At 40.9% G+C, this 23,354-nt stretch carries 18 protein-coding genes; 9 read left to right on the forward strand and 9 right to left on the reverse strand.

Translation table 11 applies throughout. From position 1 onward, the window contains the following. Nucleotides 1-15: 15 nt before the first annotated feature. The 4 genes from RMZ95_RS12220 to RMZ95_RS12235 all read right to left on the reverse strand — a co-directional run bounded on the left by RMZ95_RS12220 (nucleotide 16) and on the right by RMZ95_RS12235 (nucleotide 9,030). Nucleotides 16-1,068, reverse strand: coding sequence for an LLM class flavin-dependent oxidoreductase (locus RMZ95_RS12220; protein WP_322683784.1), 1,053 nt, complete (start codon nucleotides 1,066-1,068; stop codon nucleotides 16-18). 255 nt (nucleotides 1,069-1,323) lie between these two features. Then, a complete protein-coding gene (locus RMZ95_RS12225; RefSeq protein ID WP_322683785.1) occupies nucleotides 1,324-4,263 on the reverse strand; it encodes an RNaseH domain-containing protein in 2,940 nt (979 codons plus the stop codon). Further along, nucleotides 4,260-7,886 carry a hypothetical protein gene (locus RMZ95_RS12230; protein ID WP_322683786.1) on the reverse strand — a complete coding sequence of 1,209 codons (3,627 nt, stop codon included), beginning with the start codon at nucleotides 7,884-7,886 and terminating at the stop codon, nucleotides 4,260-4,262. Before RMZ95_RS12230 ends, RMZ95_RS12225 begins: the two co-directional genes overlap by 4 nt. A 4-nt stretch (nucleotides 7,887-7,890) precedes the next feature. Next, the gene (locus RMZ95_RS12235) at nucleotides 7,891-9,030 is read right to left on the reverse strand and encodes a hypothetical protein (RefSeq protein ID WP_322683787.1); all 1,140 of its coding nucleotides are present in this window, start codon (nucleotides 9,028-9,030) and stop codon (nucleotides 7,891-7,893) included. A 124-nt stretch (nucleotides 9,031-9,154) separates the two neighbouring features. On the opposite strand from RMZ95_RS12235, the gene RMZ95_RS12240 reads away from it, so the two are divergent. Both RMZ95_RS12240 and RMZ95_RS12245 read left to right on the forward strand, forming a co-directional pair. Continuing rightward, a complete protein-coding gene (locus RMZ95_RS12240; RefSeq protein WP_322683788.1) occupies nucleotides 9,155-9,547 on the forward strand; it encodes a helix-turn-helix transcriptional regulator in 393 nt (130 codons plus the stop codon). An 8-nt stretch (nucleotides 9,548-9,555) separates the two neighbouring features. Continuing rightward, nucleotides 9,556-10,092, forward strand: a complete 537-nt coding sequence (locus RMZ95_RS12245) for an ImmA/IrrE family metallo-endopeptidase (protein WP_322683789.1) — start codon at nucleotides 9,556-9,558, stop codon at nucleotides 10,090-10,092. 527 nt (nucleotides 10,093-10,619) lie between these two features. Here RMZ95_RS12245 and uvrB read toward each other — a convergent pair. After that, entirely contained in the window at nucleotides 10,620-12,617 is a 1,998-nt protein-coding gene (uvrB, locus tag RMZ95_RS12250; protein ID WP_322683790.1) for an excinuclease ABC subunit UvrB, read from the reverse strand. A 253-nt stretch (nucleotides 12,618-12,870) separates the two neighbouring features. Between uvrB and RMZ95_RS12255 the strand changes: the two genes are divergently transcribed. The 4 genes from RMZ95_RS12255 (at nucleotide 12,871) to RMZ95_RS12270 (ending at nucleotide 16,381) form a co-directional block, all read left to right on the forward strand. Then, nucleotides 12,871-13,323: a hypothetical protein gene (locus RMZ95_RS12255; RefSeq protein WP_322683791.1), complete on the forward strand. Its 453-nt coding sequence runs from the start codon at nucleotides 12,871-12,873 to the stop codon at nucleotides 13,321-13,323. Between the two features lie 346 nt (nucleotides 13,324-13,669). After that, entirely contained in the window at nucleotides 13,670-13,852 is a 183-nt protein-coding gene (locus RMZ95_RS12260) for a CsbD family protein (RefSeq protein ID WP_100900626.1), read from the forward strand. A gap of 570 nt (nucleotides 13,853-14,422) precedes the next feature. Next, complete coding sequence (locus RMZ95_RS12265; protein ID WP_322683792.1) at nucleotides 14,423-15,061, forward strand: histidine phosphatase family protein; 639 nt, start codon at nucleotides 14,423-14,425, stop codon at nucleotides 15,059-15,061. A gap of 195 nt (nucleotides 15,062-15,256) precedes the next feature. Further along, complete coding sequence (locus tag RMZ95_RS12270) at nucleotides 15,257-16,381, forward strand: succinylglutamate desuccinylase/aspartoacylase family protein (RefSeq protein WP_322683793.1); 1,125 nt, start codon at nucleotides 15,257-15,259, stop codon at nucleotides 16,379-16,381. 93 nt (nucleotides 16,382-16,474) lie between these two features. Here the strand turns inward: RMZ95_RS12270 and RMZ95_RS12275 are convergent, their stop codons facing one another. The 3 genes from RMZ95_RS12275 to RMZ95_RS12285 form a co-directional block, all read right to left on the reverse strand. Further along, nucleotides 16,475-16,741, reverse strand: a complete 267-nt coding sequence (locus RMZ95_RS12275) for a type II toxin-antitoxin system RelE/ParE family toxin (protein WP_322683794.1) — start codon at nucleotides 16,739-16,741, stop codon at nucleotides 16,475-16,477. Further along, the gene (locus RMZ95_RS12280; protein WP_322673447.1) at nucleotides 16,738-16,977 is read right to left on the reverse strand and encodes a hypothetical protein; all 240 of its coding nucleotides are present in this window, start codon (nucleotides 16,975-16,977) and stop codon (nucleotides 16,738-16,740) included. Before RMZ95_RS12280 ends, RMZ95_RS12275 begins: the two co-directional genes overlap by 4 nt. 487 nt (nucleotides 16,978-17,464) lie before the next feature. Then, nucleotides 17,465-18,547, reverse strand: coding sequence for an ATP-dependent 6-phosphofructokinase (locus RMZ95_RS12285; protein ID WP_322683863.1), 1,083 nt, complete (start codon nucleotides 18,545-18,547; stop codon nucleotides 17,465-17,467). A 429-nt stretch (nucleotides 18,548-18,976) separates the two neighbouring features. On the opposite strand from RMZ95_RS12285, the gene era reads away from it, so the two are divergent. The 3 genes from era to RMZ95_RS12300 all read left to right on the forward strand — a co-directional run bounded on the left by era (nucleotide 18,977) and on the right by RMZ95_RS12300 (nucleotide 21,821). Then, nucleotides 18,977-19,951, forward strand: coding sequence for a GTPase Era (era, locus tag RMZ95_RS12290; RefSeq protein WP_322683795.1), 975 nt, complete (start codon nucleotides 18,977-18,979; stop codon nucleotides 19,949-19,951). 144 nt (nucleotides 19,952-20,095) lie between these two features. Beyond that, the gene (locus tag RMZ95_RS12295; protein WP_104908984.1) at nucleotides 20,096-20,773 is read left to right on the forward strand and encodes a response regulator; all 678 of its coding nucleotides are present in this window, start codon (nucleotides 20,096-20,098) and stop codon (nucleotides 20,771-20,773) included. Between the two features lie 409 nt (nucleotides 20,774-21,182). After that, complete coding sequence (locus RMZ95_RS12300) at nucleotides 21,183-21,821, forward strand: YdeI/OmpD-associated family protein (protein WP_322683796.1); 639 nt, start codon at nucleotides 21,183-21,185, stop codon at nucleotides 21,819-21,821. A 703-nt stretch (nucleotides 21,822-22,524) separates the two neighbouring features. On the opposite strand, the gene RMZ95_RS12305 is transcribed toward RMZ95_RS12300, so the two are convergent. After that, the gene (locus RMZ95_RS12305) at nucleotides 22,525-23,265 is read right to left on the reverse strand and encodes a DUF3891 family protein (protein WP_322683797.1); all 741 of its coding nucleotides are present in this window, start codon (nucleotides 23,263-23,265) and stop codon (nucleotides 22,525-22,527) included. Nucleotides 23,266-23,354: the final 89 nt, after the last annotated feature.

The raw sequence follows: 23,354 nt of genomic DNA on the forward strand, positions 1-23,354 counted from the left end.
GTACCCTCTTTAATCCTATACTTTCTGCAATTGTCGTACCCGTGGCATAACTTCTTCGGCAAATCTCGTCATTTCCCGAACAAAGGGATTAAATTGCAACATGAAAGTATCGATACCTGCATCAACGAAAGCTGCAACGCGAGCGGCTACTGTATCATAGCTGCCCACTAATCCTGCGGCTGTACCACCATTGCCGCCAACAGCCGGATTTTTGGCGAAGAGTTTGAACATGGCGGCTTCTGGGTCAACTCCTTTAGCAACACTTAACTTATATTGTTCTTCCAACTTTTGCAGTGCCATGAGTCGTTCTAGTTCTGCTTGCGCTTCTTCGTCTGTAGTCCGGGCAATGACAAAGGCTGACAGACCAAAACGGACTGGTTGGGGTAGGAAACGTGGTCGGTCTAAAACTTGCTTAATTACTTGGCGGACATCTTCAATCGGCTGACCGTTGATGAAGTAAACATCAGCTTGTTGGGCTGCTAAAATCTGTGCTGGGTCTGATGCTCCTCCCAGGTAGATACGAGGATAGGGTTGAGCAACAGAGAAGGGTCGGAGGCTCAAATCTTGGATTTTGAAATATTCACCCTCGAAGTTCACCCTCTCACCGCTCCACAAATCTCTAACAACCTGCAACCATTCACCAGAATAGCGATACCGTTCATCATGGGGAGGGAAGGGGATATTAGTACGCTCCATTTCTGGGCGAAACCAAGCACTAATTAGGTTTATGGCAAAACGTCCACCACTGATTGCATCAATACCCAAGGCCATCTTTGCTAGAACGGCTGGATGAAATAATAAAGGTTTAATCGCGGCGATAATTTCTATACTTTCCGTAGCTTCAGCTAATGCGGCACAGGCTGTCCAAGTTTCCAACTGTTCTAAATCCAGACTACGGGGATTGGCAAGGTGCTGTGCAACTAAGGTGGTGACATATCCTAAACGTTCTGCTTCTAATACTAGCGATCGCGTGCGTTCATAACTAGCATCAATCGGTTCATCTGGTGTATTGAGAGGGCCAAAGTTACCCCCAACAGGAACCCAAATACCATAGCGTGGTTCTGACATTCTTGCCTCCAAATTAAATGGGGACTGGGGAGATATACCTTGTTTTTTATCCTCACCTATGCAAATCTCATATTATACTACTATAAATCTACCGACTTAAAGTATATTTTTAAGGTGCAAAAATAAAGTTTTAGTGCCGACTACAAAGGTTCTAGAAAGCTATGTCTGAACCACACTATGGGATTTGGATTCCCGTTTACGGCAACTGCGGTGCGATCAACCATCCTCTTTCTTTCGTTATGCCTCACGTTAAATTTATAAATTTACACCAAGTATGCATAGATGATCTTCTATGATTTCCTGGGCTAAATGCATTGGGTATGGCAAAATGATATTTCCCATAGACCAAGCAGGTGAACATCTTAAATAGTGAGGTACTCGACATAGTGCCTTTAAAGCTTCTTCTGTCTGAAAATCTGAGCGTACAAAGAACGGCACTATCTCCACCATCTGTTGATGTTTGAATGGAATGTTAGCACCGTATTTATCCTCTTGAAAGCCAAGTTTATAAAATTCGGGTATTGGCATTTCATCTTGTGCCTTCTGTGTTTTTGGTAGCCTTCCTACAGAGAAGTAATGTAGTAGTTCTGGTGCTGACTTATCGTAAAAACCGCTCAGGTGTTGGAAATCTCGTGTTGGACAATCTTCGTTCCAAGCTTCTCGATTGGTAATGTACTGCGGTGTTTCTTTACCAGTGCGAATACGAATTACTGATAATAAGTTCTGTAGTTGTTTGTTGTCACGTTTATACTCGCAACTGTTACCAGGAACATGGCAAAAGTCGAGAACGTTGCGTTTTGCCAGAAGGTTCTCATTTTGCAACTGGGGCCAGATTTTGCCATCATTGTCTTCGCCGCGTCCGTTACGCCAGCCTTCAGCTTCAATTAGAACAATAGTTGCTCGGTCTAAATGTTTAGTTAGTACGCGTGCAACAAACTGTACTAATTCCGTGCCGTTCAACTTAATTTTACTTTGAAGGCGCTTTTTATTTTCTTGGCGATCGCGACGTGCTTCAGCAAAAATTTTTCCGACAGCAATTCCCGCTTGCGTGTAAGGAATCCAATCATTAGCATCGGGAAGTAGTACATCTACCGCACCCGTTGCACGCAGACGAACGGCAAGAGCATAGTGAATATCGCCTTGAAATTGGCTAGTTTTGTGACGATAAAAGGCAATTACATCTAAGTCTTGGGCAATTTCTTTCGTTATCTTTGCTTGCTCGTACACCTTAGAAGGTAGTCCGTATAGCGCCCCAATTTGACGTAATGTTCCATCCAGTACAGCATTCATCACACGTCCTTTTGTTGGTTTGCTGTAGGATGGTAGTTTATTCTGGCCATTTTCTGTATCACTTGATTTTGGTGTAACCGTCTGTATCATTTGGGAACTAATTCCCTCTCTGATACAAGCTTCACGAATAGCTCCTTTGATATTTTGTTGGGGGAGAACTCCCTTTGTTTTAATTCGGCCAATTTCAATAATCGCTAAACAGTGGGGATTAGTCTCAAAATTTCTCAGAGGAATAGCACGTTGCTGGAGAAAGGTACGCCATAGGTCTCGCTTCGCTTGATGTTCATTACGCATCCGTCTGTCGAATTGGCTACCATCTTTAGGCTTAAGTCCATCCGTATTAAATTTTTCTAAAAGCTTGGCATTATCAATCAAAATTTTTGAAACTGTAATGTGTGCTGGAAAATCTTCATTTTCATTGAGAAGGAACACATCACGTAATTGCTGGTAAACAGTCTCACAAGTGTCTTGTTCTCGATAAATGAGAAAGATATGCATTGGCTTACCTTGCAATGCTCTGTAAATAGTATCAGCAACAATTTGTTGATAAAGTTCGCGTCCTTTACGAGGTCTAGAAATAAATTCGTAATCGCGCATAGCTAGTGGTGCTTTCTGACCAGATGGCGTAGGAATATCAGATTGCATCGGATTATCTGGTATCAAAACGTCGTTGATCTGTTCTAGTACTCGTGCAATGATATCGCCTCGTTCTAGAAAACTAAATCCTGTTTTGATACTGTGTCCTCGTTTACGTTTCTCATGCTCGTACCCATAGCCCTCAGCATGAACTATATAGTATTCGTCCCTCTCACCCCAATTATTTAAGTTATCTAAATTACCAAAAGCTGGGGGATTATTAAAAATATTTTCTGGCTGTTCTAGAGCGCGTGCTTTGAATGCTGCAAGTAATTCTGGCAGTTGCAACTTCCACAAATTTTCTTCTTGTTTGTTCTTATCGATGACTAGACATACTAGTGTTGAATCTACCTCGTAATCAGATAAACGTGCCTTGTTCATACCCATGAGAACAGAGATGTCACGACCATAATTGCCATCTAATAAGGGTTCATGAGGATATCGCTGGCAACTTAAATGTAAGAAAATCCACGGTTCTAAATTGCTGTTATTATTGAAACGTCCTGCTTGCGTCTGGACATTAAAGTCTAGGCGGTAAGCAAAATAACCTTCTCTTTCCTTACCATTATTATCCGTGTAATTTGCCTTAAACGGCTTACTAACTACGTAGAGTCCAACCTTACTCGAACCACCTCCCTGTACTTTGCGCCATTGAATTTCCTGCTCTGTTTTTCCAGAGTTAATTATGCACTTCTTCCCGTGCAACATGGTTGCGAGAAGACTGGGAATAGCTTGAAATCCCAATCCTCTCTCTGTGTTAATATCCCGCACAAGTGTTTCCGGCTTGATGGGTTGCCATTGCCAATCTGGCGGTATTACAGCTATCCTTTCGAGGAAGCGATCGCACACGCTATTCACTTCATCTTTTTTACCTTTATCACGATACTGGTTCGTCCATTCCTGCGCCCAAATTATCACTAATTGATGTATTTGCTGGGGTGTGGGAGTCTTCAGTGAGTTCTCTGGCGTTCCCACCGCTAATGCCTGATATAAGGAAAGCTGGCTTTCCTCGTCAAAACTATGAAACTCAAAGCCGTATGTGAGCGTAGATGCACAGGCAAGCAGAGCATTATTTAACTGGCGATAAGGCCACCTAACCTCCCTGTTGTTGCCACGATACAAAACTTGTTTTATATCGTGGCAAAAGTCTGCAACCACTTGAACAAAAGGAAATGGCAGCACAGCAATCTCTAGATTGGCAAACGCATCTGTCACCAAGCTCATGCGTGCAGGTAGCAAAATATTTGCTGGTGTAATTTTACTAGTCATACTCTTTCTCTATCTCTTGGGTCTATTTCCCAGTTAAAGCCATCGATATCAGCCAAAGCATCTGCTATTGATTGGTATAAAGCTTGACTGATAACATCTTCATTAACATATTCACAAAGCAAATCGATGATTGCTGCTAGCAAGCTGGTACGTGGTGTATCAGGCTGTTGCTCTTTGTCATAGTTTGGTGCCCAAGCAGCATCGACAAAGTAAGCGTGAAAGGGAACACCTCCACGCAAAAGACGACCTACGGCTTGAACGATTACACCAGCAGTGGTTGCGGCTAAGTCTTGACGGGGAAATGCACGTAATTCTTCATTTTGATACAGCGTTTTGTAGTAAGAACGATGTTCTACCGATCGCCAATAACGCGCAGCCAATTGGCGCACCGCTTCCGCACGCCCTAAAATTCCGTCTCCTTGCCAAGCAATGAAATTTCTATCTTCTACCCAATCTAAAGCCCGACGGTTGATTTCTTGAGCGATCGCTTGAGTATCATGTGGATGAGGATAGGGACGGGTGAGAAAGCAAACCGCACCAAAAGCAGCTTTGCCATTTGCATTCAAAATGTTGAATCCGCGTCCCATAGCACTAATCGGTGCAGCCAGGATTTTGCCACCAGTAAGCGCGAAAGTTTCGATGTCAGCACGGTTGAGAGCGCCAACTTCCATCCTTGATTGATAGTCGATGTCATCATCAGTCAAAGTCTCTGTGCGATCGCGCTGCAAATGGTAAACTTTATCTCGCATACCCCACCAACATTGACGAATTTCGTCTGCTACCCATCGCGCCTGGTCATAGGAGTTGACGAGTAAGAGTAGGCGTTCCCTATCCTGCCAAAAATCTGGATTGCTCTGGTCAAGCTGTTTCAATTCCTCAAGTTCCTGTCCTAAATGACCGCTACCGTTGTTGCCAACTAAGGCTTGTGCCATCTCTTTAAACATTCCCATTTTCTGACGTTCAGGTGTCCCAGAAATACGGATAGGTTCATCTTTGCGGTTCGATTGAGGCAGAAACTTAAAGCGGCTTTGAGCGATCGCTTCTGTTGCACTTGGCTCTGGCATTAAAATACCCTGGGGATTGCCAACATGAAACTGAGTGGAATCTCGTAGATAAGAAGTTCCTGATAGTCCCAAGACGTTAGGGCCGCGTTGACCATCCAAGTCTGTTAGCAAGCGATGAAAGTTTAAAACGTAGTAACGACCAATATTGGTATAAGCGAACAAAGATAAGGCATTTTCGCTGCTGTTCTCAGATTGGTTGTGATTGTCATCCTTGCGGGAATAGTAAGTACCAAACTGCCTTCCTGTTGGAGGTAAAGGTAAAATATTTAACATTGCTGTGGGCATACGGCGATGTGGTGGCTCATCATCCAGAGTGGGCGGTCGATGATGCCATTCGTAAAAGACAATGCGTGTGTGCCGATCTAAAAGGGTGATGGTAAGCGCAAACTGTAAACGATAAGCCAAGGTTTCGAGGGTGTCTACTGGATCTGATTGTTCTTCCTTTTTTGAGGAGTTTCGCCGCTTTTTCTTAGCTGTCTGCTGTGAATTGTTTTGACGTTTTTTTAGTTCTTCTCGCAGTCGTGTTAACCGTTTTCCTGTATTGGGAAAAAAGTCAACTATCCAAGCTTTGCAAGCACGATAAATGCTATCGTCGGTAGCACTTTCGCCAATACTATTAATCTGTTGAATCAGAAGAGCCAGTCTATTAACTTTAGAATTGGATCGGGGTTGCCCAAGTAATGGATCGTCATCAAGTAACGCGTCAAAATATTGCATTATCTGTTGTACGCGTCGGTTATTAGCCTTAATTTCTTGCTCAGTGGCATCAGGAAAATCTAACTCTTCAAGTCCGGCAAGGCGACGAGCAAATTTGTAGAGGAGGGAATTAGGCGTAAAGTAACCACGTTCTATCCATTGATCTAGAAATTCGTGTCCCGAATGCTTGTCTAATAGTGTCAAAGTTGCTGTGACAGCCTTTTGGACATCGCGTTCTGCACCAGTCCATCGCTGCATCAATGGTGGGGGTCTACGGTTAAATCTCATGTAATCTTCAGTTTTCACCCCAATGTCATCAAAAACGCCACCATTTGTCAGTAAAACTTCCTCAGCATATACGTCATCAAACCACTTGATAACTGTATCTACTTCATCGAATACAACAATATCGGAATGTAGATAAACGAGTTCTCCTATCTTGATTGGACGCAGTTCTAGATGACGTGGCAACCCAGCCATTGCCATTGCACCTGGAGTTGTAATCCAAACACGGGCAGTTGGCATATCACGATATACCTGCTGTGATGGGCAAGTAGCAAAAAACGGACATAAGTGAGACACACCAGGGTAATTGTTTTGTTTTTTGCGATCGCTTTCGCTTTCACTTTTTGGTGCTTCTTTCAAAGAGTGACATGGCTCGGTTCCAGGCTTGAGTGGCTTGCCGTGCAAACGGTCGAAGATGTCGTTAGCTTGTAGCAGTCCTTGTAAAGCACAAGCTGTTCCCAAAAAGCGATCGCCCCAGTGTGGTTGTTTGCGTTGCCAGTGTTCCTGAAAGTCTTTTGAGGCATAGAAGCTTTTCAGGTGCGCGTCTCGTTTACTGCGGCCTAATAACGGTACAGCAACAGGCTCATCGTTTTCTGGGTCGTCACAAAACCACCAATTAATTTGATTTGCTAACCGAATTGCCGACTGTACATCACTGACAACTAATGTGATGCGGCGATCGGGATGATTTCGCACAACATCAACGGCAAGCAACGTTGACTTGGTAGACTTCCCAGAAGCAACTTGTCCCGCAAGATGTACAAAACCATCTAACTCCAATGGTTCTGTATTCCGCTCACTGAGTGAGCCATCTTCCTGAATTTTATGAAAGTTGATTTTGCGAAAGCGGCTTACCCAGTGTCCCTTTTGTGTCTCATTCCAACCATATCGGCGTGCGAGTAACTGTTCGCGGCGATCGAGGAACTCTGCATCTGACTCTAAATCTGGAATTCGCAATGAAAAAGGCTCACGAGAGCGGGGTGTGGGAAACCAAGGCTGTTGTCGTGCAGTACTTAAATGTTCTGGTGTGAACTGTACTTGCATTGTGACTGTTTCTTTTTCTGTCTTAGCCTGGAATTGGTAGGCAACTCCAGCCTGTACTCGTTCAACCCTGCGTTGGCGAAACTCCAAATTGGCACTCAGACAGCTTTCATATAAATTTTGGTGGACTTGATGGCGCAGACATTTCGCGGCATGAATAATCTGAGAATCTAAATCCTGAATATCAAAATCATAATTACGTCTGTTTTGCGGAATATTGCGAATATAGAAACGTAATGACCCCAACCATGCAAAACGGGCAGAAAATGGGATAATTTGCCGAGCGTTAGCAACTGCACGTCGTTGCACCTCATCTAAGTTTTGTAAACGTGGGTGTCGCAAAGGCATACCACTGAGTATTGCCCAAACTGCTGTTACTGGTTCATCATCGATTTCTAAACGCTCCATCAAGGCAAAGCCAAGTTCTACCTGAAGTAATAATTGGGCTTGCTCTCGATCTAACTCAGAGTTATCTTTCAATTCTTTGACACGCTTTGTAAAAATATCAGGCGGCTTAAATAATGTCATTTGACTCATAATGCTATTTCCCTTTACTCAGGTGCATTATCTTGGCGACGACTCGTTCTTTAAAAGCGATATCGCTGAAAAGATGAGTGCTTTTTGGCAATCCTGTTGCTTCTTCACGCAGGATGTCGATGTAATCTTGGCGTTGATGCAGACGATGATTAGGAATCACATAAAAACTTTCGTCATAGCGCAAATCACCTTCCCCAAATATCGGCTTCAGTTGCAAAGCCAAATCATACGGATTTCGGTAGTCTTTGACATCTACAGCCCACACTGAGCCGTCACCAAAACGTAGTTGCAAGTCGTAACGGTCAATACCAGGCCAAAGTTGAACTTGGCAAAGATATTCTGGCTGTTGTTTATGCAGCTTTTCTAAAGTGTCGAACAGACGTATCTCTGGGATTCCAGGTAAACAGACACGCCAATGAATACCAAACTTGAGACGACGCAGACCTTGCTTCCAAGAAATACGCCGGACATGAGACAAGTTTTTCCGATGATCGTTGCAGACGCTTGGCTTAATGCCACGTAAATGTCCATGTTTTTTAATTAAAGGGCCGCAGCGATCGCAGCACCAATAAGATTCATTTTCTTTACAGTCTTCGTACAGTTCGCCCATATCATTAATCGTTATGTAACGCGTCTGAGAAAAAGTATTGCGAAGTTTCTCTAAAGTAGTGTGAGGATTCATAATTAGAAATCGTCGCAGCAAAACATATTCTTGCTGGGCGCGATCGGGGTCTTTTTCGTTGGCTTCTTGCAGTTTTTCCAGCAACCTCAGAAACTGAAAGTTCTCCAGCGCAATTTGTTGTACTTTCACAGAAGCGAACTCAGGCAGTTGCCCTCGTTTTACCAACTGTTCGTAGAAATACTGACTTGCTTCCTCACTTAAGGCTTTATCGTAAATCAAGCCATATTCTGAGTCAAACTCCTTCGGTATATCCAACGGATACCATGTTTGCAAGGGTTTTTCTAGAAGATTAAAAAGACCTTCTAGAGTACGTGGATAAGGAATAGCTGTCATCTTCAAAGCCAAAGTATTGCAGCTACGCCGTAATAAATCAGGATATGGGTATTTAAGGGTTTGGTATTGAGTATCTGCACAGAAAAACTCTGCCAAACCCACAACCAAAAAATCAAAATTGTTATCCAAAAAGTACCTCCTGTCTATATAAGACAAGCTTTGGTATTTTGTCTCTTTAATGAAACACTGAGATTATAAAGATACACTTAATAACTATAGCTGATGTGAGACAATAAAGAAACGCGTTTCATAAATGAAACATAAAAGACGCATGGGATACAACTTAGACACACATCTATTAGCCGCAATGGTAAAGACGAAGCGAGGGAGGAAAGGACTGCGAGATACAGCCAAAGAAATAGGTAATGTTAGTTCTTCTACACTTTCACGGGTAGAAAATGGCAAAATGCCTGACATGGAAACCTTTTTATTACTTTGCAATTGGCTGCAAGTGTCACCTGCTGAACTCTTTAAGAAAATAGAGGAATCCGAAGCTCTCTTTGACTCAAATACACCAGAGACAATAGAAATTCAATTACGAGCATCCAAAAAACTCGATCCGGCGATCGCCAATGCACTAGCAGAATTAGTCAAAGCAGCGTATCGCGATAATTCTCAACAAAGCGACAACCAACAACCGGATTAAAAAGAATTATGACACTAACAGAGAAATTAACAACTGAGTTTAGGCAAAGGTGTGAAGGAATTGCCACCGAGCAACGTGGTTTATTAAATTTACGGGCATTTAACCCATTACCAGCAGATGTGCTGGCGGCTCAACTGAATGCAAAAATTTTGACACCTGAACAGATTCCCAGCTTAGACCCTTGTGTAGCGGTATTGCTCGATAGCGACCAATGGTCAGCAGGAATTATTAATCAAAATCCACTCTGGATTGTCAACAATCCACGCCATACTCCCGCGCGACGCGAGTCGAACTTGATGCACGAGTTTGGACATGTGCTACTGAAACATAAAATTGTCCGTTTTGATCCAAGTACTGGGCTTCCTCTGCGCCGTCAGAGTGATGAAGATGAGGCCACTTATTTGGGTGGATGCCTTCAGATTCCCCGTCGGGGTCTACTGTGGGCTGTTCAGCGTCAAATGACACAGACGGAAACAGCGGTGCATTTTAATGCAAGTGAGGAAATGGTGCGATTCCGTAGCAACGTCACTGGAGTAAATATTTAGCTAAATGTTGTATAAAAAATTTGCACCTTATCAAGCTAACTTCAATTTAAAATTTTCTTAAGAATTTTTTGGTTGGCGCTGGCTAACTCATTTGAACTGAAGACTATTGTGGTAAATCTGAGCGCCAAAGAACATAGGCTTTGGCAGCTCGCTCTTGAACTGATGCAGGAAGTTCGTCAAGTCTCTTGCGAAATATCTTTGTAACACTTGACTTCATTGCTCAGAGGGAAAAACCTCAGCTAAAGGAGTGATGTCTCCAGCAGTAATTTCCTGGCTTACCATATCAGCTAAACGATCCCACTGAGCATCTGTTGTAGATTCAAACTGAGCCTTCCATCTTTGCTCATCCTCTATCTTGGCAAGGAGACGAGCAGCGATGTCTACGACGGGCTACGCCTAGGCACGCTCAAGTAACTCAGTCATGGCTACCACACTCTTAAAACGTAAATGGCATCTGAATCCATTATCGCTTCTTGGTGATATTCTCGAACACTAATTAGGCGAATATTGGTCAGCAGAAGATTCACTTAACGTCCTAGCATTTTATCTCGCAGATGCTTAATGCGATCGCGCAATTTTGCCGCCTCTTCAAATTCTAGTTTCTTCGCCGCTTCTTTCATTTGCGTTTCTAACAGAGTAATCAATTGGGGAATCTGTTCTAATGGCAGTTCATCTAGATGTTCATCTACTACTTTTAAATCAGTTGCATTTAACCGCCGAGATACATCTAAAAAAGCCAAAATTGCATTACTTGATTTTTTCACAATCGGTTGTGGTGTAATCCCATGCAATCGATTATGTGCTGTTTGAATCCCACGCCGCCTGTCTGTTTCATCAATAGCTTTAATCATGCTACCTGTCAGATTATCGGCATATAAAATCGCTTGTCCCTGAATGTGACGCGCGGCTCTACCAATAGTTTGAATTAAGGAACGCTCGGTTCGTAAGAAACCTTCTTTATCTGCATCCATAATTGCTACTAATGAAACTTCCGGTAAATCCAAACCTTCTCGCAGCAAATTCACACCAACCAATACATCAAATGCACCATCGCGCAAGTTCTGCAAAATCTCGATGCGCTCAATAGAAGTAATCTCAGAATGTAAATATCGTACCCTGATACTGTGGTCTTGCAAATATTCGGTTAAATCTTCCGCCATCCGCTTAGTTAATGTAGTAATCAAGACTCGTTCATGGCGGTCGGCTCTATCTTTAATTTCGCCTAACAAATCATCAATTTGTCCTTCTGTGGGACGCACAGAAATTTCTGGATCGATCACCCCAGTTGGTCGAATTACTTGTTCAACTATATGGTCTTCAGAAACTTCTAATTCCCAATTTCCGGGAGTTGCTGATACAAAAATACACTGATTTACTTTTTGCCAGAATTCCTCGGCTTTTAAAGGACGGTTATCAGCAGCACTAGGAAGCCGAAATCCATGTTCAATTAAAACTTTTTTTCTCGCTTGGTCGCCATTATACATGCCGCGAATTTGTGGCACGGTAACGTGAGATTCATCAATAACTAATAGCCAATCTTTGGGAAAATAATCAATTAAACATTCTGGTGGTTCTCCAGCTTGTCTTCCTGCTAAGTGACGGGAATAGTTCTCAACGCCGTTACAGTAACCGACTTCGCGCAGCATTTCCAAGTCATAGCGTGTACGTTGATCTATGCGTTGCGCTTCTAATAGTTTCCCTGCTTGTTCTAAGTCTAGTTTTTGCTGTTTTAACTCGGCTGCAATGTCATGACAAGCTACTTCTAATCGTTCTTCTGGGGTGACAAAGTGACGTGCAGGATAGACATTTACGGCTTCCAAACTTTTGAGAATTTCACCTGTTACCGGATCGATATAGCGAATTGCGTCAATTTCATCACCAAAGAATTCGACGCGAATAATTCGGTCTTCATAAGCTGGGCCAATTTCTAAAACATCACCCCGGACGCGAAATTTTCCCCGACCCATTTCGATGTCGTTACGGCTATATTGAACGTTTGCCAAATCTCGTAAGATTTGACGCTGATTTACTTCCATACCTATCTGAAGAGGGATGGCAGCTTTCAGATATTCTGACGGCATTCCCAAACCGTAGATGCAACTGATGGAAGCAACGACAATGACATCACGACGTTCAAAAAGCGATCGCGTTGCCGAATGCCGCAACATATCTATTTCATCATTAATCGCCGCCGTTTTTTCAATATAAGTATCGGTGACGGGAATATACGCTTCTGGCTGATAATAATCGTAGTAGCTGACAAAATACTCAACTGCATTGTTGGGGAAGAAATCCCGCAACTCGTTACAAAGCTGTGCAGCCAGGGTTTTATTATGCGCCAGTACTAAAGTCGGCTTGCCAATTTTCTCAATAACTGCTGCTACGGAAAATGTTTTGCCAGTTCCAGTGGCTCCTAGTAAAGTTTGGTAACGATTGCCTGATTGGATACTAGTAGAAAGTTTAGCGATCGCTTGTGGTTGATCGCCTGTAGGACTAAAGGGAGCTTGAAGACAAAATTCTGTCATACAGTTTTGCTGTAAATACCCTATTTCATGGTGACAATTCCGCTCTGTATCTATTGTAGCTGGCTTATTAGAGCAAATAAATAGTAATAATTATTTACAAAAATTATTGCTTTAAATTTACTTATGTATTAGTTTTAAAGATTCTTATATCTATATGAGGTTTTTTAAGGTTAAACTCTAAGGTATATGGGAAAAAATTTCATCTTTCCTTAATTATTGTAAAATTCAGTTAACAAACTAGAGGTGTTCGTTTATGACTATTAGCAACACTGGCAAAGCAACCAGTTCTCGGCAGAAGTATGCCAAGTCTACACAGCAAGTTGAAAATCAACAAGACCAAAGCTTGAATGCAGATAAAGCCGAGGAAGTTAATGAACTGCCAGTAGGAGCTTCTGGAACACTCGCCATTTCTGGAATTCGCCCCATAGGCGCTAGCGACTTAGAAGTTGCTGAACACCTTTCAATTTCTGGGGTGCGTCCTGTTAGCACCAGTAGTTTGGAAGTAGTTGAAACCTATAACGCAATGGGTATTCGCCCAATTGGTGCTAATAAATTCCAAATTGTTGAAAGTATGAATCTCTCTGGAATTCGTCCAATTGCCTCAAGTTCATTGGTAATTGATGAAAGCTATTCGACATTCGGTAATCGTCCGATAGCATCAAATGAGATTGACAATTCTGAAAACCTGATGGGTTTTCTAGATTAAACAAAAAAACATCCCCATAACTTTATTAACCCATTTTCTATAGGAAACTGGGTTTTTTTTATTTAAAAAGTAAAAATTACCATCTGTGGCATTTGTTCTATGTCTTTTAGCATAGGTAACTAAACTATTCTCACTTTATTTTATATTCAACTAACAGCCAGAAGGCTTACTAAAACTACCTTTCTTAATTACCAATTACCAATTACGAATTACAAAATATTGAATCTGCCTTGTGGTAGAAGGCTTTAGCAAAAACTTTAAGTTACTGTGTAAAGGTAATAACAAAGAGTTTCAAAGTTAGTTTATAGCTTTGAAATTAGTTTTTAATTAAATCAGGAGTATCAAAATGAGCATAGAAGATCGCGCAAAGGCTGCTGCTAAAAATGTTGAAGGTAAAGCCCAAGAAGCATTAGGAAACGTCACTGGAGATCCAGAAGATAAAGCTGAAGGTAAAGCAAAGCAAGCTGAAAGTGAAGTACGTCACGGAATTGAAGACGTGAAAGATAATGTAAAGAAAAACATTGACTAGTAATTCATGATTTTTTTTGCAGAAACTCTAGGGATATAAATGGGGTGCATTCCATTTTTGCAAGAAAAAATTACGAAATGCTAAACATTCAATGCTATGCACCTTTATTCTATTTTTAGCAAGGGTTGAAAGATAAAGGACTAGCTTGATTGACAGAAATTTTATAGAGACGTAATTAATTACGTCTCTATATCTATGCTTAATTTATTTTTATAATTATTAAAAAGCAATAATGGCAATGTCTACGACGAGCGTAGCTAAGAGGATGAATGAACAAGTATTTTTCATAACATCAAAGCCTCGGAAACTTAACCCCCTAGCCCCCCTTCCCTACAAGGAAATGGGGGTTTCAAAGCTTGAATTCCCGACTGATAGCGCAGCTCCTTCGAGTCCGCAAACGTCTTGATTCTGACTCCTGTTAGCGGATAGCTAAGGTTTAGCCCATTCTGGCTTCTGAATTCTTTTTCAATTTAAATCTCAAAAATTGTAGTAATATACCACAGGCATTAACTATCTTCAGCTACATCTGATAGTTAGCGCTTTTAAATTCACAATCGATGAGAATATACGGTGAACCTAACTCTTTATTTCCTCCGTCACGGACAGACAGAATGCAGCCGCAATAATTCCTTTTGCGGTTCTATAAATTCAGAACTTACTCCAGAAGGCTTGGAGATGGCAAAAGCTTTTGCAGATACATATAGTTCCATGAATTGGACAGCAATATTTTGTAGTCCAATGCAGCGAACTGTATTAACAGCAAAACCTTTGTATGAAGCAATAGGGATAGAACCACAATTTAGGGATGGTTTGAAGGAAATCAATTATGGCTTGTGGGAAGGAAAAACGCCAGAAGTAATTAGTCGTGAATATCACGATGATTATATTCGCTGGTCAGCAGATCCCGCTTGGAATGCGCCTAATGGTGGAGAAATGGCAGTTACAATTGCTTATCGTGCCTTGCAGGTAATTGAAGAAATCAAGCAAAATTACACTAGTGGCAATGTTTTAGTGGTTTCACATAAGGCAACTATCAGAATTATTCTGTGTAGTTTACTAGGGGTTGATGTGGGACGCTTTCGTTTTCGTTTGGGATGCCCTGTTGCTTCGGTCAGTATTGTAGAATTTAGTTCGCATGGGCCGCTATTAAAGGTTTTGGCAGACCGTACTCATTTGGATGAGCGGTTGCGAAATTTACCGGGAACGTGAGAGAAGTTAGGAGTTAGGAGAGACGCGATTAATCGCGTCTGTACAAAAGTTAGGAGTTATTATTTTTCCCTTACTTTCCTTCACTTTCTGGCTCAGTGTATTTGCACAAAACATTGATTCCGATTTTTAAAATATATAACACAACAACAGTACAGATACAGCGATAATGTACTCAAATTATCAGCGAATTATTTTATGCAGCCAGTTATTGAGACTATTGTATTACGTCAAATGGCTTCGGGCGATCGCCTATCTTTACAACTATACAAATTCATCGGCGCTCAACCTGGTAAAAAGGTTTACATTCAATCTAATCTGCACGGTGCAGAAATTGCTGGTAATGCCGTTATTCACCAGCTAATTGAGTTTTTATTAACAATAAATGATACAGATTTAACTGGAGAAATTTGGCTAGTTCCCGTTTGTAATCCAATGGGGACGAATGAACGCGCTCATCATTTTTCCCCCGGACGTTACTGCATTTACGAAGCTAAAGACTGGAATCGCATATTTTGGGACTACGAAAAAGAAGCTGATGATTTAGTAGCTTTTACTAAATCTCAACTTCATATCGATCTAAAGGTCGTTCGACAAAATTATCTAACTATAATTAAGCAACAATTTATGAAAATTTTAGAAAAAATTAATTCTCCTAGTGCAGTGCCATACACTGAGCTTTTTGGCTACAAACTACAAAATCTGAGTTTAGATGCAGACTACTTAATTGATTTACATAGTTCTACAAATCAAGCGTTAGACTACCTTTATTACTTCCGAAATCGAGAAGACAGTGCAAAACACTTTCTACTCGATTTTGGAATCTTGCTTAATAAATACGATGGTGATGCTTTTGATGAAGCTTTTATCAAACCTTGGTTAGCGCTGGAAGCTTGTTTTAAAGAGTTGGGTAGAGAAATCAAGTTTGATGTGGAAGCTTGGACACTAGAATTAGGCTCAGGAATGCAAATGAATCCTGATTCAGTTGCTAAAGGTGTACGGGGTGTAAAAAATTATTTAGCACAAAAAGGTGTACTGCAAATGTCTGTATCAGGTGACACAAAAACCCATGAGATGACTTTTGCATCTAGTAGCAACCGAAAAAAATATTATGCGATCGCAGGTGGGATGATTCAATGGAGAATAGCATTAGGTAGTACAGTCAAAGCTGGAGACAAGCTGTATCAAATTCTCAGTTTTAATAAAGAAGGTCAACTACCTAGTGTAATTGATGTCTGCGCTCAACATGATGGATTAGTTTATGATGTCGCAACCAATCAAGCTGTTAATGAAGGTGAGTTTGTCTTGGGAATTGTTAGTTAAGGAATAGCAGTTCGTAATTAAGATAGGAGCAATAAGTTAATGCGATCGCGTTTGGGTTTGTGGAGTGCGATCGCTCTAAGTTTTTCTTGCTTCTCAACTTTCATCTTTATAAATATTTTTACGATGTCCGACTTCCACAACATTTACCATTAGAATATCGTCGAAAATATCATAGATAACGCGATAGTCACCTACTCTAATTTTATAAGCATTTTCTTTCCCTTTTAGCTTTTTAACTTTATTCGGACGTGGTTCTGTAGCTAAATCATCAATTTTAATTTGTATACGTTCTTGAAGTTCTGACGGTATTTTTTTAAGTTGCTTCAATGCACCCCTCGATATTTCAACTTTATAACTCACGCCACTTCCTTGTTTATTCCTGTCTTTAGTTCTTTTTTAGCTTCTTCCCATGACACTGAATTATCAAGATTAGCTTCTTTTTTTGCTTTGTCGTAGGCTTTTAAATCTTCTTCTTCTTCTTCTTCTTCGATTGTTTGAAGTAGTGCGTAAATCTCATCTAAAGTACTATCATAAGCTTGATTTAACAGTACGTTAATCTCTTTAATTAATTGTTCGCGTTCCTGTTCACTTTTCATAATTTGTCTTTCTTACTCTAAACTTAGGTTATAAATTCAATTATAAATGCAATCGCGTTTTGGTGTTTTGACATGGCGATCGCTATTCATTTTATACTGGTGTAATTTCTTAATTTTGCCCTAACTTCCTGTGCGGAAATTACTTTACCAGCTTGACTGTCAGTAAGTCTAGCCGCATTGCGTCTACGCATTTTTATTTTGTAAAGAAGTACGATCGCTTTTTGAAAATCAATTTAACTTCAACTACTTTGTTGCTGTTCCAACCACAGCTAACAAACATTATCAAAACTCACAAGATTAACAGACATAATATTATGATTATATTAATCTGAAATGGTCTCAGTAATTATTGTGCGATCGCGCAGATGAAGAAGTTATTGCATCTGTATTTTATTTCCCCAGTGGTAAAATTCCCGCGTCATTTACATCTTCTACTAAACTTTGTACTTTGATAGGCACAGCTATGCTGTGCCTGTACCATGTATATTCAGTCTCCCAAATAAATACCCATACCACGAGCGGTTTTAACTAAAGTACCATTGGGATCGACAGCGCTATATTGAGCGATCGCTTCTATAATTGGTACACTTAATACTTGGCGATTTTGCCATGTTACCATGCGATCGTATTTACCCTCTGCAATTAGATTAACGGCTGCAACACCAAAAGCTGTTGCAACTAATCTATCTAGTGGTGAAGCAGTTCCACCGCGTTGAATGTGTCCTAAAACTGTAACTCGTGTTTCTACACCGATGTGTTCAATAATTTTATCTGCCAAATATTCACCAATTCCGCCATATCGAGATTGACCTAAGCGATTTGTAATCGTCACATTTTCCCCATCGTGGGTACGAACCGCTTCAGAAACAATTATCAAACAATAGTTTTTGCCTTTTTCTTGGCGTTCTTTGATTTTGTGGCAAATATGCTCAACTGTGTAAGGAATTTCGGGAATTAAAATTACATTCGCTCCCCCCGCAATTCCCGCAGCTATTGCTATGTGTCCGGCATCACGACCCATTACTTCCAAAATCATGACTCGGCTATGACTTGCAGCAGTAAAATGTAACCTGTCTAGTGCTTCCGTGGCAATATTGACTGCTGTATCAAAACCGATGGCGTGTTCGGTAACGCCAATATCGTTATCAATGGTTTTGGGAATACCTACTAAATTAATACCACCTTGTTGAGCTAGGCGACGCAAAATTGCCAAGCTACCATCGCCGCCGATACCAATCAAAGCGTCTAAACCTAGCTCATGATAACCCGCAATAATTTCTTCGGAGCGATCGCATAAACTTCCATCCGCCATCGGAAAAGCAAAAGGGTCGCCTTTATTGGTCGTCCCCAACATTGTGCCACCCGCAGTTAACAATGAGTCAACTCGGTCAACTTCCAGGTTGGTAAATTGCGGCGGACGCGCCATTAATCCTAGAGTCGCTTGACGAATTCCTAAAACCTCCCAGCCGTAAGTATTTACAGCACAATTTACTACAGCCCTAATCACAGCATTTAAACCAGAACAATCACCTCCACTCGTAAGAATTCCTATGCGTTTGGGTTCTCCCACATTTTTTATTGACATTTTGATCCAAATGTATACGTTAAGTAGTCGATGAAACTTAAGCCAAAGTTAGCAGTAGATTAAACTCAAGCAAAAGTCCTCTCTGTTAATGCCAAAGTAATTTTATGTTTCTTTTGGATCTAAAAACAAAACAAAGTCTAAAAATTCAGCACCTCTTGAGCTAAAAGTCAAAATTTATGTGGGTTTAGTACGATCGGCGATGAAATGAGGTAAACTTTGAGTTTAATTTTTTTAATATTCTGACTACTGAATTCTGACTCCTGAATACTACAACTAAGGTTATCTCAGCTGTAAAATATAAGTGTAGAGCAAGTAGTAGATTAAACCTCGGCAAAAGCAAACCCTAAAAATGCCAGGGTAATTTTATGCTTGTTTTGTGTCTAAGAAAAAACCAAGTTATCCCAGCTAGAAAATATGAGGGTGGAGCCAAAGGTGACTAGTATTGAAAATTACACTTTCTCTTTTTCAGAAGAAGTAACAATTCCCCAGGCTCCTCCTGAATTCAAATCAGGTTTTATCGGCATTGTTGGTCGTCCAAATGTCGGTAAATCTACTTTGATGAATCAGCTAGTAGGACAAAAAATTGCCATTACATCACCAGTAGCACAAACTACACGTAACCGTTTGCGCGGTGTACTAACTACGCCAGAGGCGCAGTTAATATTTGTAGATACACCAGGAATTCATAAGCCCCATCATCAATTGGGCGAAGTCTTGGTGCAAAATGCCAAAATTGCCATTGAATCGGTAGATGTAGTGTTATTTGTGGTAGATGGATCTGTAGCTTGTGGATCGGGCGATCGCTACATTGCTGAATTGCTCAGTCGCAGTAAAACACCAGTAATTCTGGGTATGAACAAAACCGACCAACAACCGGCTGATTCGCAGTTTCTAGATGATAGTTACGCCCAAATGGCCCAATCCCATGAATGGGAAATCGTGAAATTTTCTGCCAAGACTAGTACCGGATTACCGCAACTTCAAGAATTATTAATTAAACATTTAGAAATTGGGCCATTATATTATCCTCCAGACTTGGTAACTGACCAGCCAGAACGCTTTATTATGGGTGAATTGATCCGAGAACAAATTTTATTATTGACTCGTGAAGAAGTACCCCATTCAGTAGCGATCGCCATTGATCTAGTAGAAGAAACTCCCAGCATTACCCGTGTACTTGCTACCATCAACGTCGAGCGTGATTCCCAAAAAGGCATACTCATTGGCAAAGGTGGAGCAATGCTTAAAGCTATTGGTAGTGAAGCCCGCGAACAAATCCAAAAGTTAATCGCTGGTAAAGTTTACTTAGAATTGTTTGTGAAAGTCCAGCCAAAATGGCGACAGTCGCGGATTAGTTTAGCAGAGTTAGGCTATCGCGTGGAAGAATAATAATTGGGCATGGGGCATGGGGCATTGGGCATTGGGCATTGGGCATGGGGTATGGGGCATTGGGGTACAAAGAGAATGACTCATACTCAATAACTAATGACAAATGACAAATGACAAATGACAAATGACAAATAATTAATAAAAATGTCTTTAGATACTCGCTATCCCTTAAATTTACCCGTCAATGCTCCGCCCTTGCGCGTGTTAATTGTCGAAGACGATCCGATGATGCAATTGGGATTAGAGCAATCGTTGATGGCTCATCCTCAGTTAGAGATTGTTGGACAAGCTGAAGATGGTTATTTGGGAGTTCAAGCTGCACTGCAACTGAAACCTGATTTGGTGGTTATGGATATTGGATTGCCGCGATTGGATGGTATTGCCGCGACACAGCAAATTAAGGCGGCGCTACCAGCAACTCATGTAGTGATGCTGACATCTCATCAAACGGAGACAGAAATTATTGCGGCACTATCTAGCGGTGCAGATGCATATTGTATCAAAGGTGCAAGTGTGGAAAGATTGTTAAGTGCGATCGCAGCCGCAGTTGATGGTGCAGCCTATCTCGATCCCCAAATTGCGCGGCGAGTAATTGATAATCTCAAACCGCCTTCACCCACCACCAACACCGCCAACTTATCTGGGCGCGAGTTAGAAGTGTTAAAGCTGATGGTAGACGGGTTGAGCAACCCAGAAATTGCCGAAAAACTCTATCTCAGTCCCAACACCATCAAAACTCACGTCCGAGGGATTATGAATAAATTAGCAGTAGACGATCGCGTGCAAGCAGCAGTTGTCGCACTGCGTTCTGGTTTGGTTTGATACTAGAATAAATTTATCTGCAACTTTCAAAATACTAAAGTTCAACCTTTGGCTAGTATTTTTAACTATTAAAATTGTTGCAAAAACTTTAAATTTAGCTAATTTTTTTCCATGCGCTCATTAATATTTCAAAATTTGAAGCTGACTATTCCTACAGCTTTAGCATTTACGGTTCTTGGTTATATTCTAAGTCTACCTCTGAGTTATCTTGGCAACTCAGAAGCAGCAAGATGGCAATTCAATTTCGAACGCACAACATTTATTGAAACCCGAAAGCTTGATGAGCTAGGAAGTTTTCAAGCTAGGGTAGCACTTGGTGGTACAGCGCTCGGAATCTTAGTAGCTCAAACAACTTTTATTGCGTATATATTTGGACTTAGCAATCGTAGTACTAAGTAGTAAGCGACCAATGCAGCAAAGTACAGAAAAAAACCTTAGCCTTAGCAAAGATAAGAATACTGGTGTATCTAAACTTAATAATGAATTACCCACTTTCTGCCCTCAAAGCCCCAAAGAATGGCGGAAATGGTTAGAAGAAAACCATCGCACCTCTCTTGGTGTGTGGCTCATTTACTACAAAGTAAAAAGCGATAAACCAAGTGTTCGATATAGCGAAGCGGTAAAAGAAGCCTTATGTTTTGGTTGGATTGACAGTAAAGTTAAATCCTTAGACGAAGAACGTTATATGCAAATTTTTACACCTCGAAAATCGAAAAGTGTGTGGTCAAAATTAAATAAACAATATATTGAAGAACTTATAGAACAAGGCTTGATGACTACAGTTGGTCTAGAAAAAATTGAAGCTGCAAAACAAGATGGTTCATGGAACTCTTTGGATGCGATCGAAGCATTAATTATTCCCTTAGATTTAAAGCAGGTTTTAGAAGCAAACCCAACTGCCAAAGGGTATTTTGAAGCATTTAATAACTCATCCAAAAAGAATATTCTTTTTTGGATTGATAGTGCAAAACGTCCAGAAACCAGATTAAAAAGAATTGAACAAACCGTAAACTCAGCAGCGATTAACAAAAACCCGTTAGTACGATAACAAAGCTTATGTAACTCTTTGATAACCTGTTTTTAGAAGCGCTCTTGTTAGCGATCGCTATATTTTTTAATCCCATTTACAATTAGAGGCGTACATATATATGTACGCCTCTATAGCTGAATAATTTGTTGCCAAGATGTTGGAAAGATAGTCTACCTCAATGCATTTCAGTTAAAAGAGTTTGAGAATTGATTAGGGTCTATATTAGCAGGAAATAAAAAAATTTCCTTGCCTTCTCTTCTTGCCTTTTGGTGAAGCAAAATTGCCTTTTCCAAAGAACAATATTTGATTGGAACCCATCTGTCGCTATAATAGTAGACAGTTACTCGGCTCATTGCATACTCTTTCAACGGCAGTGGAAGAGACCAGGACGAGTTCACAGTTTGAACCTTACCTGTTGAGTCCATGCTTTGAACCTCAGTTATTAAGTATATTTACTTTCACCGATTGGAATGATGTAGAGGAACTATCATAAGTAATAATCAATGTATTTTAAAACTACATCTTTAGATAAAAATTAAAACAATTAAAACTGCTATCACGCCCTTAGCACTAAATGCGATCGCTACTTCTGGTATCTCATCAGCAGTCGTTACTCAGATCGCCATTGTCAGAATAAGTAGGGATTTGATAGAAGAGTGCGATCGCATAACCTAGTTTTCTTACAGCAATTGTCAGGAAAATAGCTGTAAGTTGTATGCATCTAACTCTTAACGAATGTCCACTCTAGTACCTTGATCGGGGCTTCTTGTAGTGCTTGAGTTAATTCGGTGCTACTCTGAAATTTCACCTCAGAGAGGTCACAGGCTTCGACGTTGACCGTGAATTTATCGTTTTGGAAGGGCCAGGGTTTGACAACAACCAAGTTATCACTGCGCTGCATAATGTCATAGCGCTCACCTTCAGGGCCCTTGCTAATTTCTAAAAACCGCTCATCGTCAGGTAGTTCCTGCTGGCATAAAATGAGAGAAAGGCGATCGCACCATTGCATAAATGCATAGGCTGCATCAACTTCCTCCTTTTTGATGCCCAATTCTTTGCGCCAACGTTGCTGATTTTGAAGTTGCTCGTCTAAAAGTTTGTCTAATTTTGAGGACTTACCCCGGCTGGACTCATTTAAACGGCTGATGTGCATGGAAATTAATAGAGCTACCCATCGTCCACGGTAAAGGGCATTCTTTGCCAAATTAGCCAATTTATCGACACCTGCATCTAAATCGGCATTTGTGGAGAGCATGAAGTCCTTTGGCGCACCCGCTTCAGTTAGAATATCTTCTTCCCACTCTTTTTCTAGATCGTCGTGATGAGAAATTGCAGCTATTGTTTCATATAACCTTACGGGAGCATTTTTACGTTGCCATTGTCCAGCCAGTTGAGCTGCTAATAAAGCATGGGCACGATGATAAATGACTTCCCAACCATTTGATGTAGCGTTGACAATCACAAGTTAATCTCCAGATTTTTAGTTGAATTAATTTCTAAAATTAGAAATATCGAGGTAGAAATTGAAGAAGCGATCGCTAGGAATTTTTC

It is taken from the genome of Nostoc sp. DedQUE07 (assembly GCF_034530975.2).
Taxonomy (GTDB): Bacteria; Cyanobacteriota; Cyanobacteriia; order Cyanobacteriales; family Nostocaceae; genus Nostoc.